Source organism: Rhodopila globiformis (assembly GCF_002937115.1).
In the GTDB taxonomy this organism is placed as follows: Bacteria; Pseudomonadota; Alphaproteobacteria; order Acetobacterales; family Acetobacteraceae; genus Rhodopila; species Rhodopila globiformis.
The window spans coordinates 1-14,302 of sequence record NZ_NHRY01000239.1 but is presented as its reverse complement, the minus strand read 5'-3'; the positions used below and the strand labels follow the sequence as shown (position 1 = coordinate 14,302).

The 14,302-nt window shown below is 65.1% G+C and carries 11 protein-coding genes; 3 read left to right on the top strand and 8 right to left on the bottom strand.

The genetic code is table 11. The features are described 5' to 3' along the window. Nucleotides 1-150 precede the first annotated feature (150 nt). From CCS01_RS23850 to CCS01_RS23830, 5 genes are all read right to left on the bottom strand, one after another. Nucleotides 151-1,548 carry an outer membrane beta-barrel protein gene (locus tag CCS01_RS23850; RefSeq protein WP_104521265.1) on the bottom strand — a complete coding sequence of 466 codons (1,398 nt, stop codon included), beginning with the start codon at nucleotides 1,546-1,548 and terminating at the stop codon, nucleotides 151-153. Between the two features lie 146 nt (nucleotides 1,549-1,694). Beyond that, nucleotides 1,695-3,101: an ammonium transporter gene (locus CCS01_RS23845; protein WP_104521264.1), complete on the bottom strand. Its 1,407-nt coding sequence runs from the start codon at nucleotides 3,099-3,101 to the stop codon at nucleotides 1,695-1,697. Nucleotides 3,102-3,127: 26 nt separating this feature from the next. Beyond that, complete coding sequence (locus CCS01_RS23840; RefSeq protein WP_104521263.1) at nucleotides 3,128-3,466, bottom strand: P-II family nitrogen regulator; 339 nt, start codon at nucleotides 3,464-3,466, stop codon at nucleotides 3,128-3,130. 1,204 nt (nucleotides 3,467-4,670) lie between these two features. Further along, nucleotides 4,671-6,053, bottom strand: a complete 1,383-nt coding sequence (gene glnA, locus CCS01_RS23835) for a type I glutamate--ammonia ligase (RefSeq protein WP_408887506.1) — start codon at nucleotides 6,051-6,053, stop codon at nucleotides 4,671-4,673. A gap of 280 nt (nucleotides 6,054-6,333) precedes the next feature. Next, nucleotides 6,334-6,672, bottom strand: coding sequence for a P-II family nitrogen regulator (locus tag CCS01_RS23830; protein ID WP_104521261.1), 339 nt, complete (start codon nucleotides 6,670-6,672; stop codon nucleotides 6,334-6,336). Between the two features lie 397 nt (nucleotides 6,673-7,069). Between CCS01_RS23830 and CCS01_RS23825 the strand changes: the two genes are divergently transcribed. After that, entirely contained in the window at nucleotides 7,070-8,233 is a 1,164-nt protein-coding gene (locus CCS01_RS23825) for an aminotransferase (protein WP_104521260.1), read from the top strand. Nucleotides 8,234-8,659: 426 nt separating this feature from the next. Here CCS01_RS23825 and CCS01_RS34805 read toward each other — a convergent pair whose 3' ends face one another. Continuing rightward, on the bottom strand, nucleotides 8,660-8,974 hold the full coding sequence (locus CCS01_RS34805) for a c-type cytochrome (protein WP_204848412.1): 315 nt from the start codon (nucleotides 8,972-8,974) through the stop codon (nucleotides 8,660-8,662). Between the two features lie 166 nt (nucleotides 8,975-9,140). Between CCS01_RS34805 and CCS01_RS23815 the strand changes: the two genes are divergently transcribed. Both CCS01_RS23815 and CCS01_RS23810 read left to right on the top strand, forming a co-directional pair. Then, nucleotides 9,141-10,475 (top strand): HAMP domain-containing protein, encoded by a 1,335-nt coding sequence (locus CCS01_RS23815; protein WP_104521259.1) that lies wholly within the window; start codon nucleotides 9,141-9,143, stop codon nucleotides 10,473-10,475. After that, complete coding sequence (locus CCS01_RS23810; RefSeq protein ID WP_104521258.1) at nucleotides 10,472-11,101, top strand: response regulator; 630 nt, start codon at nucleotides 10,472-10,474, stop codon at nucleotides 11,099-11,101. Before CCS01_RS23815 ends, CCS01_RS23810 begins: the two co-directional genes overlap by 4 nt. Before the next feature lie 114 nt (nucleotides 11,102-11,215). On the opposite strand, the gene CCS01_RS23805 is transcribed toward CCS01_RS23810, so the two are convergent. Further along, nucleotides 11,216-12,385 (bottom strand): IS4 family transposase, encoded by a 1,170-nt coding sequence (locus CCS01_RS23805; RefSeq protein WP_104521257.1) that lies wholly within the window; start codon nucleotides 12,383-12,385, stop codon nucleotides 11,216-11,218. Between the two features lie 587 nt (nucleotides 12,386-12,972). Further along, nucleotides 12,973-14,046, bottom strand: a complete 1,074-nt coding sequence (locus tag CCS01_RS23800; RefSeq protein WP_104521256.1) for a nitrilase-related carbon-nitrogen hydrolase — start codon at nucleotides 14,044-14,046, stop codon at nucleotides 12,973-12,975. Nucleotides 14,047-14,302: the final 256 nt, after the last annotated feature.

Genomic DNA, 14,302 nt, shown 5'->3' with positions numbered 1-14,302 from the left:
CGGCGTTCGCTGCTTCGGCGCAGGATTGCCGGCGAGCGATACGCATGGGTTGAGAAACAAAAGGGCATTGTCCAGGCGGCGGGCGCGTGGACAATGCCCAGGACGGTCGAGTAACGGACCTGGGAGCGATATCCCTGGTCCGCAGTGTTTTCAGAACGTCAGCACGACGTCGCCGCCAAAGGTGAAGTTATTGGCAGTGCCCTTGGTGTAGGCCGGTGGGTTCTGGTTGTACGGGTTGTTCGAGGTGAAGGCGTGATCCCACCGCACTTCCGGCCGCAGCAACAGGCCAGTGACCGGCGCCGGGACCGCAGGCTTGTAGGTCACGCCAAGGGTCAGGGCACCATAGGTCGAACTGCCACCCGGCGGCGCGGTGCCAGCCGGCGGCGCGTAATACACGGTGGTCGGCAGCCCTTGCTGGGCCATGATGTAATTGCTGTTGCCGGGGAACGAGGCAACGAAGAAGTTGTTGTCGTCCCGGAAGACTTCGGCTCTGGCATTCAGGGTTACCGTGTCGCTTAACGTGTAAGAACCGTACTGCGCTACGCCAAACGCGTTCACCGGCTTATTATCGAAGCCGTAAGCGTCACGGACCCAGTCCAATTCGGTCGTCAGCGTCAGGGCGTCACTGGCCTTATAGGTAACGACGATGTCGTTATACGCGCGATACTGTCCGTCGGCGTTGAAGCCTAGTGGCGACAGCACCCGGGTCGCCTGCTCCGGACCCAGGTGGGTCAGCCCCAGGATCGTCAGGTTGCCACCCATCAGGTTGTTCAGCCCGAAGCCGAAAATGCCGCCAATGGCGCTGTTGTTCTCGCCCAGCGGGCCGAACGTCGTGTTGGTGCCGGTGTCAAGGCCCGCGTAGAAATCCACCATCGGCGTCAGGTGCGCCGTCGTCAGCACGCCGGTGTGCTTGAACGGCAGGCCGAACTGGAAGATGTAGGAGTGCGAATAGAACGGGTTGAGCGACGGATCGATCACCTCATAGCCAATCGGCGTCGGATACTGGCCGGCCTTGATGTCGATGCCGCCTGCGGTCACGAACGGCAGGTGCGCCAGGACATTCGCCTCGACGACGTCAAGCTGGTAGCGCGCGTTCGGATCGACCCGGTTCAGCTCGCCCAGGAACTGCGTATAGCGTGCGTCCGAGCCGTACATGAACTGCAGCTTGAAGCCCCACTGGATGTCCGGGTTCTTCGGGTCCAGCGGCTTGTTCGCGGTCAGCAGCAACTGGTTCATCTGCACCTGGTTGGCATGGTCGGTGAACAGCTGCCCCCAGTTCAGCCCGGTGCTTGGCCGGAACGGATTGAAGATCACGCCCGCGTCCAACTGCGCCGACAGATGGATCCCGTCGATCCAGTATCCGGGCGGTACGGCCTCAGGCGCCGCTGCGGCCGGCGTCGTTTCGGCCTGCGTCGTTGCGGACGGGGCGGTCGTGGTCGGCGTTGTCGTGGTCGGCGTTGTCGTGGTCTGCGCGGACGCCGTCGCGGCAGCCAATATCGTTGCGGTCGCGGCGAGGCATGTGCTCTGCCACAGTCTCATGCGTATCATCTGTTGCTTTCCATCCTCTGGGCGGGCGGTCCCGCTATGTCCTGCTGTCTCTTAAGGACATTCCGTTGCAAAAAAGGTGTCTATCCTGCAACACTATTGTAAAAAAGGCGCCCCACTGGGGTGGGACGCCTGTACTATACAGTAGCTTAGAAGATCTGCTCGCCGTGGAGAACGATATCCAGGCCTTCGCGCTCTTCCTCGCTGGTCACACGCAGGCCGACCAACGCTTTCGTTATCATCAGGATGATCAGCGTCACCACGCCGCTATAGACTAGTGTCGAGACGACGCCGATGGCCTGGATCTTCAGCTGCGCCAGGCTACCGGGGCTGCCGTCCGGGCTCGCGTCGGTGGCCGACAGCGGGCCGTAGGAGAACACGCCGGTCAGCAGCGCGCCGACGATGCCGCCCACGCCGTGCACGCCGAAGGCATCCAGGCTGTCGTCGTAGCCCAGCAGGTGCTTGAGCCAGGTCGCCGCCCAGAAGCATACCACGCCCGCCGCGACGCCGATGACGATCGCCCCGCCCGGCAGCACGAAGCCCGAGGCCGGGGTGATGGCGACCAGGCCGGCCACCGCGCCCGAGATCGCGCCCAGGACGGACGGCTTGCCCTTGGTGATCCACTCGGCGAACATCCAGCCCAGCGCCGCCGCCGCCGTGGCGATCTGCGTCACCGCCATCGCCATGCCCGCACGGCCGTTGGCGGCCACCGCGGAGCCGGCGTTGAAGCCGAACCAGCCCACCCACAGCAGGGAGGCGCCGATGACCGCGAGCGACAGGTTGTACGGCGCCATGTTGTCGCTGCCGTAGCCGACGCGCTTGCCCAGCACCAGGGCGCACATCAGGCCGGCGATACCGGCGTTGATGTGCACGACCGTGCCGCCGGCGAAGTCGAGCACGCCCATCTGGTTGGCCCAGCCGGACGGCGCCCACACCCAGTGCGCAATCGGCGAGTACACCAGGATCGTCCACAGCGTCATGAAGATGCACAGGGCGGAGAACTTCATGCGATCAGCGAACGCGCCGGCGATCAGCGCCGGGGTGATGATCGCGAAGGTCATCTGGAACATCATGTAGACGGTCTCGGGGATCGTCGTCGCCATGTCCGAGACGCCCGGGATGCCCGAGGCCAGCACGAACGCCTGGGTGTCGTTGCCCTTGACGATGTGACCGGCGATGCCGTTCAGCAGCACGCGCGAGAAGTCACCCATGTATTCGTTGCCGGTGGTGAACGCGATGCTGTAGCCGACAACGGTCCAGGCCAGCGTAACGATGCAGCAGATCACGAACGACTGCATCATGGTCGCGAGGACGTTCTTTTTCCGCACCATGCCGGCGTAGAAAAGAGCCAGTCCCGGGACGGTCATCATCAGCACCAGCGCCGTGCTGGCCAGCATCCACGCGGTGTCGCCGGAGTCGAGCTTGGGCGGGGCGGCAACCGCCGCTGCGGCCGCGGCGGCGGCTGGCGCGGCGGCATTGTCGGCGAAAGCCGGTAGCGCGAGCAACAGAGCGGGCAGCAGCACGCTCAGTCCCCACAGATTGAGGGGCTTCTTCATAGTCCTGTGTTCCCTATGCTTCCTGGTCAGAGTGCTTCGCCATCGACTTCACCGGTGCGGATGCGCATGGCTCGTTCGATATCGAGAACAAAGATCTTGCCGTCGCCGATTTTGCCGGTATGCGCGGCCTTGGTGATTGCTTCGATGACCTGATCAGCCAGATCGGATGGCACGACGACCTCGATCTTGATCTTGGGCAGGAAGCTGACGTGGTACTCGGCGCCACGATAGATTTCCGTCTGGCCTTTCTGGCGGCCAAAGCCTTTTACTTCCGACACGGTCAGGCCCTGCACGCCGAGCGGCGTCAAGGCCTCCCGGACGTCGTCAAGCTTGAAGGGCTTGATAATGGCCATGATGAGTTTCATCGCGCCCGGTCCTTCGGTCTCATGGTGTTGCTGGGGTAGGCATGCATTCTTGCAATCCTGTCTCGCCGTTGCGCCGCGCCGCTACGATGAGCAACGGTCACAGACGTGACGCAGGGAGAATCAACAATCGTGCCAAGTGCCCGGGCGCAATCAAAGCGCCGGATTCAGGCCGCGCGGGCCGTTGTGTCTGGAAACTTTGCACAATTTAGCGGCATTTGCCTTGTCCTGCCCCAGTCACCGCGCACCAGAAACAAATTTTGCCCGATCGTCGTAGGTCCGGCGGTCTTGGGCGATGGCCGTTACAGCAGACCGCAGGCAGGTACGGGCAGAATGGCAGTGTTCCTCACGGATCCGCTGGGACCCCTGTCCTCCACGCATGTCCTGACCGCCGAATCGGCTTTGCGCCGCCGGTGACGGATGGCCGGGGGCCTGCGCGACATCGGCGTCTTTCTGACGAAGCCAAGGTGAAAGCGTGGACCGTGGCGGGCCGGGTTGCAGGGGATAGGACGACGGGCCTGTTGTCATCCCGTCATGGAAGAGCGTGTCCCCGTCTGGCGTTGGAATCGCGTCCTGGCAATACAATCGTTGCTACGTCATTATGGACGGGCGTATCCGGGCCATGAGGATACAGCAACCGGCGCCGGACCACATCGATGCGGCCCCTGTCGGCTGGAATTGCGTCATGCTGGCCGGAAGCGGCGACTTGGCACGGTCATCGCCCCAACCCACCGCGACCGCAGGTCGCACCAAAGACTTCTCTGCGAGCTCTGCGCTCCGCTCGGCGATCTCTGCGTTGTAAAAATGCGGTGACGCAGCAAAGAGCGGCGCTGCCGGTGAGTCGCCCAACCCGAAACGCCGGTGGCGCCCCGGCCACCGCGTTGAAACGCAGAGTTCGCCGAGCGGAGCGCAGAGTCCGCAGAGCAGGGATTCGGGCGGCCTGCTCCTCAATGGCGCCACAGCAGACCGGTTGAGACAGGGCGACGGCGCCCTCCATCGCTATGGCCCGGCGTGTCCGGGTCACCTGTCGCGGCACACGTACCGGAATAGGTGACCCGGACACGCCGGACAATGACGGAATAGCAAAAACCGTGCCGCTGCCCCGCTATTTCAACGCCAACGCAGCCTGTGCCCGCCGCTTCCCTTCCGTCGCAATAAAAACCCCGCCGTTCATCACGGCGGGGTTCGTTACTTGACGGTCCGCAGATCAGACCGAGTAGTACATCTCGAACTCAACCGGGTGCGGGGTATGCTCGAAACGATACACCTCATTCCACTTCAGCTCGATGTAGCTCTCGATCTGGTCCTTGCTGAACACGCCGCCTTCCAGCAGGAACTCGTAGTCTGCGGCCAGCGCGCCCAGCGCCTCGCGCAGGCTGCCGCACACCGTCGGGATGCCCTTCAGCTCTTCCGGCGGCAGGTCGTACAGGTCCTTGTCCATCGGGTCGCCCGGATGGATCTTGTTCTTGATCCCGTCCAGCGCCGCCATGGTCAGCGCCGAGAACGCCAGGTACGGGTTCGCGGCCGGATCGGGGAAGCGCACTTCGACGCGCTTGGCCTTCGGGTTGGTGGTGTAGGGGATACGGCAGGAAGCCGAACGGTTGCGGGCGGAGTAGGCCAGCAGCACCGGCGCCTCGAACCCCGGGATCAGCCGCTTGTAGCTGTTGGTCGCGGGGTTGGTGAACGCATTGCACGCCTTGGCATGCTTGATGATGCCGCCGATGGCATACAGGCAGGTGTCCGACAGGTCGGCGTAGCCATTGCCGGCGAACAGCGGCTTGCCGTCCTTCCAGATCGACAGGTGGGTGTGCATGCCCGAGCCGTTGTCGCCATAGATCGGCTTCGGCATGAACGTTGCCGTCTTGCCGTAGCTGTGCGCGACGTTATGCACCACATACTTGTAGATCTGCATCTGGTCGGCCATCGTCACCAGCGGGCCGAACTTGTTGCCAAGCTCGTGCTGCGACTGCGCCACTTCGTGGTGGTGCTTCTCAATGACCAGGCCCATCTCGCCCATGGTGGACAGCATCTCGGCGCGCAGGTCGCTGTCGCCGTCGACCGGCGGGACCGGGAAGTAGCCGCCCTTCACCGCCGGACGGTGGCCCATGTTGCCTTCCGGATAGTCCTTCATCGAGGAACCGGGACCTTCGACGCTGTCAACCTGGTGGGTGGCGTAGTTGCCGCCAGTGCCGAACTTGACGCTGTCGAAGATGAAGAACTCAGCTTCCGGGCCGACGTACACGGTGTCGCCGATGCCGCTCGACTTGACATACTCGGCGCACAGCTTGGCGGTGGCCCGCGGGTCGCGCGTGTAGTACTGGCCGGTGGACGGCTCGACGATGTCGCAGAACACGATCAGGCTCGGCTTGGCCGCGAATGGGTCCATCACCGCGGTGTCCGGGTCCGGCATCAGGATCATGTCGCTTTCGTTGATCGCCTTCCAGCCGGCGATCGACGAGCCGTCGAACATGATGCCTTCGCGAAAGGCTTCCTCGGTCATGGTCGAGACGTGCTGCGCGGTGTGCTGCCACTTGCCGCGGGGGTCGGTGAACCGCAGGTCCACGTATTCCACGGAATTGTCGCTGAGCATCTTGAGCACTTTGCTCACGTCGCCGCTTCCGCCTTCAATTGGCTTCTTCGCCATCCTGTAATCCCCGTTACCAAACAAGACGCCGTGGAGCGCCGCCCGCCATCGGGCGGGACGGGGCACGGCAGGTCAAAGCGCCGCACCACGCGGCGCCCTATGACGCGGCCCTCTGTAGTCGTTTCCGCCGAGGACCGGAAGCGGGTGTGGAAGGTACCGTGTCTGGAACCGCTCGCCGCGTCCCGTCAGTCGTCGCGCGCGGCGGCGAAGCCGGGGAGGCCGGATGTCAGATCGCGTCCTCCCCACGTTCGCCGGTGCGGATCCGGATCACTTCCTCGACCGAGGAGATGAAGATCTTGCCGTCGCCGATACGGCCGGTGCGGGCGGCGTTGACGATTGCCTCCACCGCGCGTTCCACGATGCTGTCCTCGCAGATGACCTCGAGCTTCACCTTGGGCAGGAAATCGACGACGTATTCGGCGCCGCGATACAGCTCGGTATGGCCCTTCTGCCGACCGAAGCCCTTGGCTTCGACCACGGTAATGCCTTGCAGGCCAACCTCGTGAAGTGCTTCCTTCACCTCATCGAGCTTGAACGGCTTGATGACTGCTTCGATCTTTTTCATGTATCCCAAGCCCGGTGTGCCCGGGCCTCCCACAATGTTCACACTGCCCGTGTCGCCTTATCAGATGTCAGCCGCATGAACAGCGCCTTAGGTTTGCACGCGGCGTGCCAAGCAGCAACGACGTATCCCACGGTCTAACCGAGCGTAACAGGAATTCCAAGGACCAGGGGGATTTTGATCAAAGCGGCCCGCAGAGGGGCATTTCCGCACACGCCGGTACGACACCCGACCGAATGTCGCTTATTTGCGCGGCTGAAACAGATGCAGTCAGCCCGGTTTTTGGGCAGAATCTGTGGCAAAACTATACGCTGTCCGAACCCTTCATGACCTTTCCAAGCCGATTTCCAGGCGGTAATCCCTCTTGTCACAGGCGACAGTCAGAACGGAGCGTGACCTGATGCGCGGCGCGAACAGCTATCTGGGGTCCATCGGCACCACCATCTTTACGGTGATGTCGGCGCTCGCCGTCGAGCACCGCTCGATCAACCTGGGCCAGGGCTTCCCGGACACCGAGGGGCCGCGGGATATCGTGCAGGCGGCGGCCGATGCCCTGATGGACGGCCGCAACCAGTATCCGCCGATGCCCGGCCTGCCGGAGCTGCGCCAAGCCGTCGCCGCGGCCAACCGCCGGTTCTACGGCCTGGACGTCGATTGGGCGAGAGAGGTCACCGTCACCTCCGGCGCCACCGAGGCGATCACCGCCTGCCTGATGGCGGTGATCGACCCGGGCGACGAGGTCGTGCTGATCGAGCCGCTGTACGATACCTATGTGCCTGTCGTGCGCATGCTGGGGGCCATCCCGCGCATCGTCCGGCTGACCCCGCCGCACTGGGACCTGCCGCGCGACCAGTTGGCGGCGGCGTTCGGGCCGAAGACCAAGGCGATCCTGTTCAACTCCCCCATGAACCCGTGCGGCAAGGTGTTCACCATGGAGGAGCTCGCGTTCATCGCCGGGCTGGTGGCGCAGTGGGACAGCTATGCGATCTGCGACGAGGTGTATGAGCACCTGGTGTTCGACGGCGCCCGCCATATCCCGCTGATGACCCTGCCGGGCCTGCGCGAGCGGACGATGCGCATCGGCTCGGCCGGCAAGACATTCTCATTGACCGGATGGAAAGTCGGCTACGTCACGGCCGGGGCGGCGCTGACGCCGCTGGTGCAGAAGGCGCACCAGAACCTGACCTTCACCACCGCGCCGAATCTGCAACGGGCGGTGGCGGCCGGGCTGAGCAGGGACGATGCCTATTTCGCGTCCCTCGCGACCAGTCTGCAGGCACGGCGGGACCAGCTGGCGGCCGGTCTGGCCAAGGTCGGGCTCTCGGTGCTGCCGACGGCGGGGACGTATTTCATCACCACCGATTTCGCGCCGCTCGGCTTCGACGGCGACGATGTCGTGTTCTGCCGCCACATCACCGAGGCTGCGGGCGTCACGGCGATCCCGGTCTCAGCGTTCTATGACGAGCCGGGCGCGCCGCGGCATTATGCCCGGTTCGCGTTCTGCAAGCGGCCGGAGATCCTGGAAGAGGCGATCGCGCGGCTGAAGCGGCACTTCGGCGGTTAGAACCCGAGCCTGGATAGAGCCGGTCCGCTTTGGCCGGTCCTGCATGCCGGCGCCATTCTGTGCGAACCGGGAGACTGCCCGTGAGCGTGGGGGTCATCCCATTCTTAGCGGCTTACAGCAGACCGCAGGTCGGTTGAGACGAGAGGACGGCGCTCCTTCATCGTCATGGCGGGCGCAGGCCTCATTGGCGTTAAAATAGGGCTGGCTGTTGCCTCCTCGTCATGGCGAAACATGCGCCCGGGCGTTTCCGCGCAGGATGGAAACGCCCGGGCCGCCGGCGTGGTGTTACTGCTGCAGGCTTTGCAGATAGGCGATGACGTTGGCCCGGTCCTGCGCGTCAGGCAGGCCCTTGAAATACATCTTGACGCCGTGGATCTCGCTGCGGGGATTGGACAGGTAGGCGTCCAGCGCCGCGGGCGTCCAGACCTAGTGCAGGTTCTTCATCGCCTCGGAGTAATTGTAGTCCTGCACGACGGCCGACGGGCGGCCGACGACGTGGTACAGGCTGGGGCCGATCTTGTTCACACCAATGTCTGTGGAGTGGCAATTGGTGCAGGTCCGGTTGAAAATCGCCTTCCCGGCCTCGACGTCCGCGGCGCGCGCGGCCAGCGGTAAGGAGACGACAGCCAATGTGAGCAAAGCAGAAACGAAACGCATGGTACAGTTCCGGGTAATGACGAAGCTATCAAGCACGCCAGCCGGGCGTGCCGCTTTGATCTGGCGCAACAATGCGGCAGCCATGCCGTTCCCGCAGGGATCGCCGGCTCCCTGACGCCGGATAGTCCGGGGCAGATCCTGCTTCCGCGGGGTCCGGTGACGCCGCGGCCCCGGCCCGCGCTGCATTTGGCGCAGGGTTGAATAACCCGTTGTGGCCGTCTGCGGCTACGATGCGCCGGGAGGGAAATGCATGGCCTTGCGTGTCCGGTTGGTCCTGTGGCTCGGCGGCGTGCTGGCGGTTACGCTCGGCCTGGGCTGCGCCCTGGCGTGGTGGCACGCCGATGCCTCGGTGCGGACCGAGATGCAGGCGGCCATCGCCGCCGGCCGGCAGTCGGCAGCCAACAACATCGGCGAAATCATCGGCGCAGCGGGACAGCTGCGCGAGCTGCGCCACCTGGTGACGACCTTCGACGGCAACCGCCATATGCGGGCGGTGCTGGCGGACGCCAATGGCACGATGATCGCCACCTCCCACCTGCAACCGCCCGGCCAGCCGGTGCCGGCTTGGTTCCGCCGGCTGATCGACCCCGCCCTGCCCCCGGCAATCCTGGCCGTCCCGCCCAGTCCGGGCTGGGAGAGCGGCGGCACCTTGACCCTGGCGACCGACGCGGCCAACGAAACCGGCGAGGTGTGGGGCCAGGCCAATGACACGCTGCGCATGCTGGCCGTGTTCTTCGGCCTGACGGTGCTGCTGATTCTGTGGACGCTCGGCCGCGCCCTGGCGCCGCTGACGCGCCTGTCCGCCGCGCTCGGACGCATCGGCGCCGGCGACTACGCCGCCCGCCTGGACGTGGCCGGCCCGCCCGAGCTCGCCCGGCTGGCGAACGGCTTCAACCGCATGGCCGAGCAGCTCGGCCAGGCCGAGGCGCAGAACGCCATGCTGCGCGAGCAGGTGCTGACGTTGCAGGAGGAAGAGCGCGCCGAGCTCGCCCGCGACCTGCACGACGACATCGGACCGCTGCTGTTCGCCGCCGCGATCGACGCCGCCGGCATCCCGGCGCTGCTGGCCGACGGCCAGGCCGCCGAGGCGGCGGAACGGGCCGAGGCGATCCGCGAGTCGATCGCGTCGATGCAGCGCCAGGTCCGCGGCATCCTGGGGCGGCTGCGCCCGCTCGGCTCCGGCTCGGTCGGCCTGGCGGACGCGATCGGCAACGTCGTCGCGTTCTGGCGCGGCCGGCATCCCGGGATCGCGTTTTCCCTGGACGTGGCGCCGGAGGATGCGGCGCTGGATGAAGCCGTGCGCGCAACCGTATGCCGGGTGGTGCAGGAGAGCGTCCTCAACGCCGTCCGCCACGGCGCGCCGACGCAGGTGGCGGTCCGCGTGTTCCGCGACCGGAGGGACATTGTCGTGCGGGTTGACGACGACGGCGCCGGCCCGGGCGCCGGCGGCCTGACCCCGGGCTTCGGCCTGGTCGGCATGCAGGAGCGTGTGCGGGCCCAGGCCGGCACGCTGGCGGTGGCGCCGCGGCTCGGTGGCCGCGGCCTGGCGGTGACGGCGCGGCTGCCGTGCGAGGTGCCGGCATGAAGGTGCTGCTGGTCGATGACCATGCCATCGTGCGCAGCGGCCTGCGGCGCCTGCTGGGCGGACAGCCGCAGTGGCGGATTGCCGAAGCCGCCACCGGCCGGGATGCGCTGGCCCTGGTCCAGGACGAGCGGCCGGACCTTGTGGTGCTGGACCTCAACCTGCCGGGACTGGGCGGGTTCGAGTTGCTGCGGCGCATCCTGCGCGAGCACCCGCCGGCCCGGGTCCTGGTGCTCAGCATGCATCTGCAGGCAAGTTTTGCCGCCCGCGCCATCCAGGCCGGCGCCTGCGGCTACATGAGCAAGAACGCCGCGCCGGCCGAGTTGCTGAAGGCGCTGCGGGTGGTGGCCGAGGGCGGCCGCTACATCGAGGCCGAGATCGCGCAGGCGGTGGCGTTGCAGACCGCGGCGGCGCCCGACCCGGCGAACCGGCTGACCGAGCGCGACCTGGAGATCGTGCGGCTGCTCGGCGCCGGCCGCTCGCTGCACGAGATCGCCGCGGCGCTGGGGCTGGGCTACAAGACGGTGGCCAATGCGTGCACGCAGATCAAGGCCAAGCTCGGCGTCGGCCGGACGGCGGACCTGATCCGCCTGGGCGCCGCGGCGGGGGAGTCCAGGCCGCTGCCGTGAGGCTGCCGGCGCGGGTTTTGGTGGCCATGACGGAGAGGCCACGGTCCCGGCCTTGTCTCTCTCAGCCGCGCCCATGCGGAGGAGCCCTATTATAACCATATCACTGCTGTCCGGTCAATCTGTGAATAGATTCAATTGGTTATTTTCCATAGCGGCATCGAAACCGCAGGCGCCAGGCAAAAACGCAGATTGGATCGGTAGCTTTTCGAATACTGACACCGAAACCACCTGCAACATTGTGTAGAGCGAGGGCTCCAGGTTCAGCCGTTTGCGCACAATGGCCACGAGCACGTAGACCGACACGGCGATCCAGATCTGCGTCTTCACGGCGTTTTCCGAGGTGCCATAGAAGCGCTTGATCCGCAGGTGCTGCTTGATCCACTTGAAGAATAGATCAACTTGCCAACGAGCCTTGTAGAGGTCGCACACGGTCGCCGCCGGCAAGCTCGTCTGGTTGGTCAGAAACACCAGTGTCTTGCCCGTTTCCGGATCCTTGAAGCGGATACGGCGGAGGTGGATGGGACACTCGTGCCGGGTGCGGGCGCCATCCAGCGCGATCGTCTGGTCGGCGATAATCCCCGCGTCCCGATCGGCCGGTGCCGAGTACACCCGGTGCGCCCGGAGGTTGGACTTGGCACGCGTGACGAAGAACGCACCGGCCTGGTGCAACGCATGGAGCCGGGCAAAATCGACATAGGCGCGGTCCATGACATAGATCGCACCAGCCTCCGGCACCAGCCTGTCGAGCACCCGGACATCGTGCATCTTGCCATTGGAAACATGGATGAAACTGGGACTGTTGCCACGCAGATCGAGCCGCGTGTGCATCTTCACCGCCGCCTTGCTCGTTCGGAAATGCGCCCAGGGGAAGACCGACAGGCAGAGGTCAATCGTGGTCGAGTCCAACGCATAAACCGCTTCCTTGAGGTCAACGCCGAGGCTGTCGCCCGCATACAGGCGCCGCGCCTGGGCAATCAGCCGGTGGGCGAAGTCGGCATACATCCGCCAGTCGCGTATCTCGTTCGCATCCGCAAGCGTCGAGCGGTGAACCGGTTGGCGGAAACCGATGTGGTAGAGCTTGTGCGCCTGGGCCGACAAGCAGGCTTCAATGTCACGCAGGCTTTCCCGATAGGTCAACTGCGCAAAGGCCATCGCCCTGAACTGCTCGGTGCAAGGTAACACACGCGCCGCGCGGTCGCCGTCATAACGGCTGACGATCCGTGCAAACGTGCTCCACGGCAGGAAATCCATCAATTGCGCGAACAGTGTCTTGCCGGTGTTCATGGCCCGTTCGTCCCCGGTTCAGCGCCGGAGAAGGCCGCACAAAACTCAAATCGATACCACCGATTCGGGCCAAAAAAGCAAACGCTATCCGCCAGTTATCGAAGATCCAAGATCAGCGAACCGGACAGCAGTGCATATGATTAGGAAAGCCCAACGTCCGGCCGCGCGCTATGCACTTATGGCAAATCGTCGTTCCACACGCAGTCGGGCGATAGCCGGCGCATCGCCGCTACAGTTGCCCCGGTGGAAGACAGGACGCCAGGAAGCTTCCGCTGGGCTGTATCAGATGCGGGGACTGCAACGATCAAATCGCAGTCGGACCGGGCGCGGAAGCTTTGCCTACAGCAGACCGCAGGTCGGTTGGGACAGGGCGACGGCGCACCCGCATCGTCATGGCCCGGCTCGTCCGGGCCACCTGTCGCGGCAGACGTGCTGGAATAGGTGGCCCGGACAAGCCGGGCCATGACGATGAGGACAGGCCACCTGTGCGTCCCAACCGACCTGCGGTCTGCTGTAGCCGGGCAGATTATCGTTTTGAATTCAACTCGCCAACAAAGACCTGGCGGAACGCGCCGCTCCGGCTTCCGTCAACCCGTGCCCGCCGGCCCCTTCCAGACCCCCCGCTCCTGCATCAACCGGACCTGCCGATCAATCACCTCCCGCTTGTAATCCGCGTGCCGCCCCGGAACCCTCTCCGCATACAAATTCTTCGGATAAATCGCCTGCTCATAAATGATCTGCGCCGTCTCCGCCCGGATGTCCTTCACCCAGTTGGTCACCTGCGCGCTCTGCCGATGGTGCCGCAGCGCCTCGATGTTCACCACCCCGGACACGAACGTCGATCCATTCGTATCCCGCTGCTTCCCCACGATCCCCCCGCGGTAATCCACGATCATCGACTGCCCGCCCCCGGCATCGATCGGCGTCTCGCTGTCCGGGTACAGGTGGTAGCCGCCGATATTCGGCGCCACGACGTAGAAATTGTTCTCCAGCGCCCGCGCCCGGTTCGTTATCTCGAAGAAATCGTTCTCGGTGAACGGCGCCGGCAGCGAGGCCCGGTATACTACCTCTGCCCCGTTCAGCGCCAGCCCCCGCCCGTTCTCGGGATAGCTGCCCTCCATCGCCATCATGATCCCCAGGCGCCCGATCGCGGTGTCCACCACCGGCCAGAACGCCTGCAGCGTCCGCCCGTACTTCGCCACCCACCAGTCGAACACGTCGTGCGGCGACACCGACCGCTCGCACGGCAGCAGCGCCGAGACCTTGTAGTGCTTCAGGATCACGGCCCCGTCCGGATCGATGACAAACCCCACGTTGAAGAACCGGTCCGGCCAGTCCTCATGCCGCGCCTTGGCCTGCGCCATGATGAACACGCCCCACTGCCGCGCCAGCCGCCCCAGCCGATCGGTCTCCGGCCCGGGGATGTCGATGGCGCAGTCCCGCGCGAAGTCCGCGTGGTCGGCGTCCAGCACCTCGTCGTTGAAGCCCTGCAGCGCTCCCTCGGGGATGGCGACCAGGCGCACCGGGATATCCAGGTTGGACAGCCAGAACGCCGCCTTGGTCAGGCTTTCCAGGTGTTCCAGGTTCCTGTCCATGTCCGCCCGGCGGCGGATGCCCCAGAAGGTCGGGATCAGCCCGACGGCGTTGTATGGTTCAATCATGCGTTTCCCCCTCGGTTTACCCAGAGCCGCAACCGCCAATCGGCCGCCGTCCCGGGTTCCGTGCGCACGATCTTCCGTTTCAATGTGTCCCGGCAACATGAATTGCGCGTGACCAACGATGCCGCTGCTTAATGTGGCGCCGGTGGATATGTGGCGTTCAGCGCCGAATGCGGCTGCCAGGGCCGGTTGGTGGCCTTTGAACGCCACATAACCAAACGGCTATAACGCGTGCAGGAAGTCCATCAGCGCGGGCTGA

Excerpts from the sequence above, each read along its gene's own strand:
- glnA (WP_408887506.1), bottom strand. The coding sequence starts at position 6,053 with ATGCTCAGCGACAATTCCGTGGAATACGTGGACCTGCGGTTCACCGAC.
- CCS01_RS23825 (WP_104521260.1), top strand. The coding sequence starts at position 7,070 with ATGCGCGGCGCGAACAGCTATCTGGGGTCCATCGGCACCACCATCTTT.
- CCS01_RS23830 (WP_104521261.1), bottom strand. The coding sequence starts at position 6,672 with ATGAAAAAGATCGAAGCAGTCATCAAGCCGTTCAAGCTCGATGAGGTG.
- CCS01_RS23805 (WP_104521257.1), bottom strand. The coding sequence starts at position 12,385 with ATGAACACCGGCAAGACACTGTTCGCGCAATTGATGGATTTCCTGCCG.
- CCS01_RS23815 (WP_104521259.1), top strand. The coding sequence starts at position 9,141 with ATGGCCTTGCGTGTCCGGTTGGTCCTGTGGCTCGGCGGCGTGCTGGCG.
- CCS01_RS23810 (WP_104521258.1), top strand. The coding sequence starts at position 10,472 with ATGAAGGTGCTGCTGGTCGATGACCATGCCATCGTGCGCAGCGGCCTG.
- CCS01_RS23845 (WP_104521264.1), bottom strand. The coding sequence starts at position 3,101 with ATGAAGAAGCCCCTCAATCTGTGGGGACTGAGCGTGCTGCTGCCCGCT.
- CCS01_RS23840 (WP_104521263.1), bottom strand. The coding sequence starts at position 3,466 with ATGAAACTCATCATGGCCATTATCAAGCCCTTCAAGCTTGACGACGTC.
- CCS01_RS23850 (WP_104521265.1), bottom strand. The coding sequence starts at position 1,548 with ATGATACGCATGAGACTGTGGCAGAGCACATGCCTCGCCGCGACCGCA.
- CCS01_RS23800 (WP_104521256.1), bottom strand. The coding sequence starts at position 14,046 with ATGATTGAACCATACAACGCCGTCGGGCTGATCCCGACCTTCTGGGGC.
- CCS01_RS34805 (WP_204848412.1), bottom strand. The coding sequence starts at position 8,974 with ATGGCTGCCGCATTGTTGCGCCAGATCAAAGCGGCACGCCCGGCTGGC.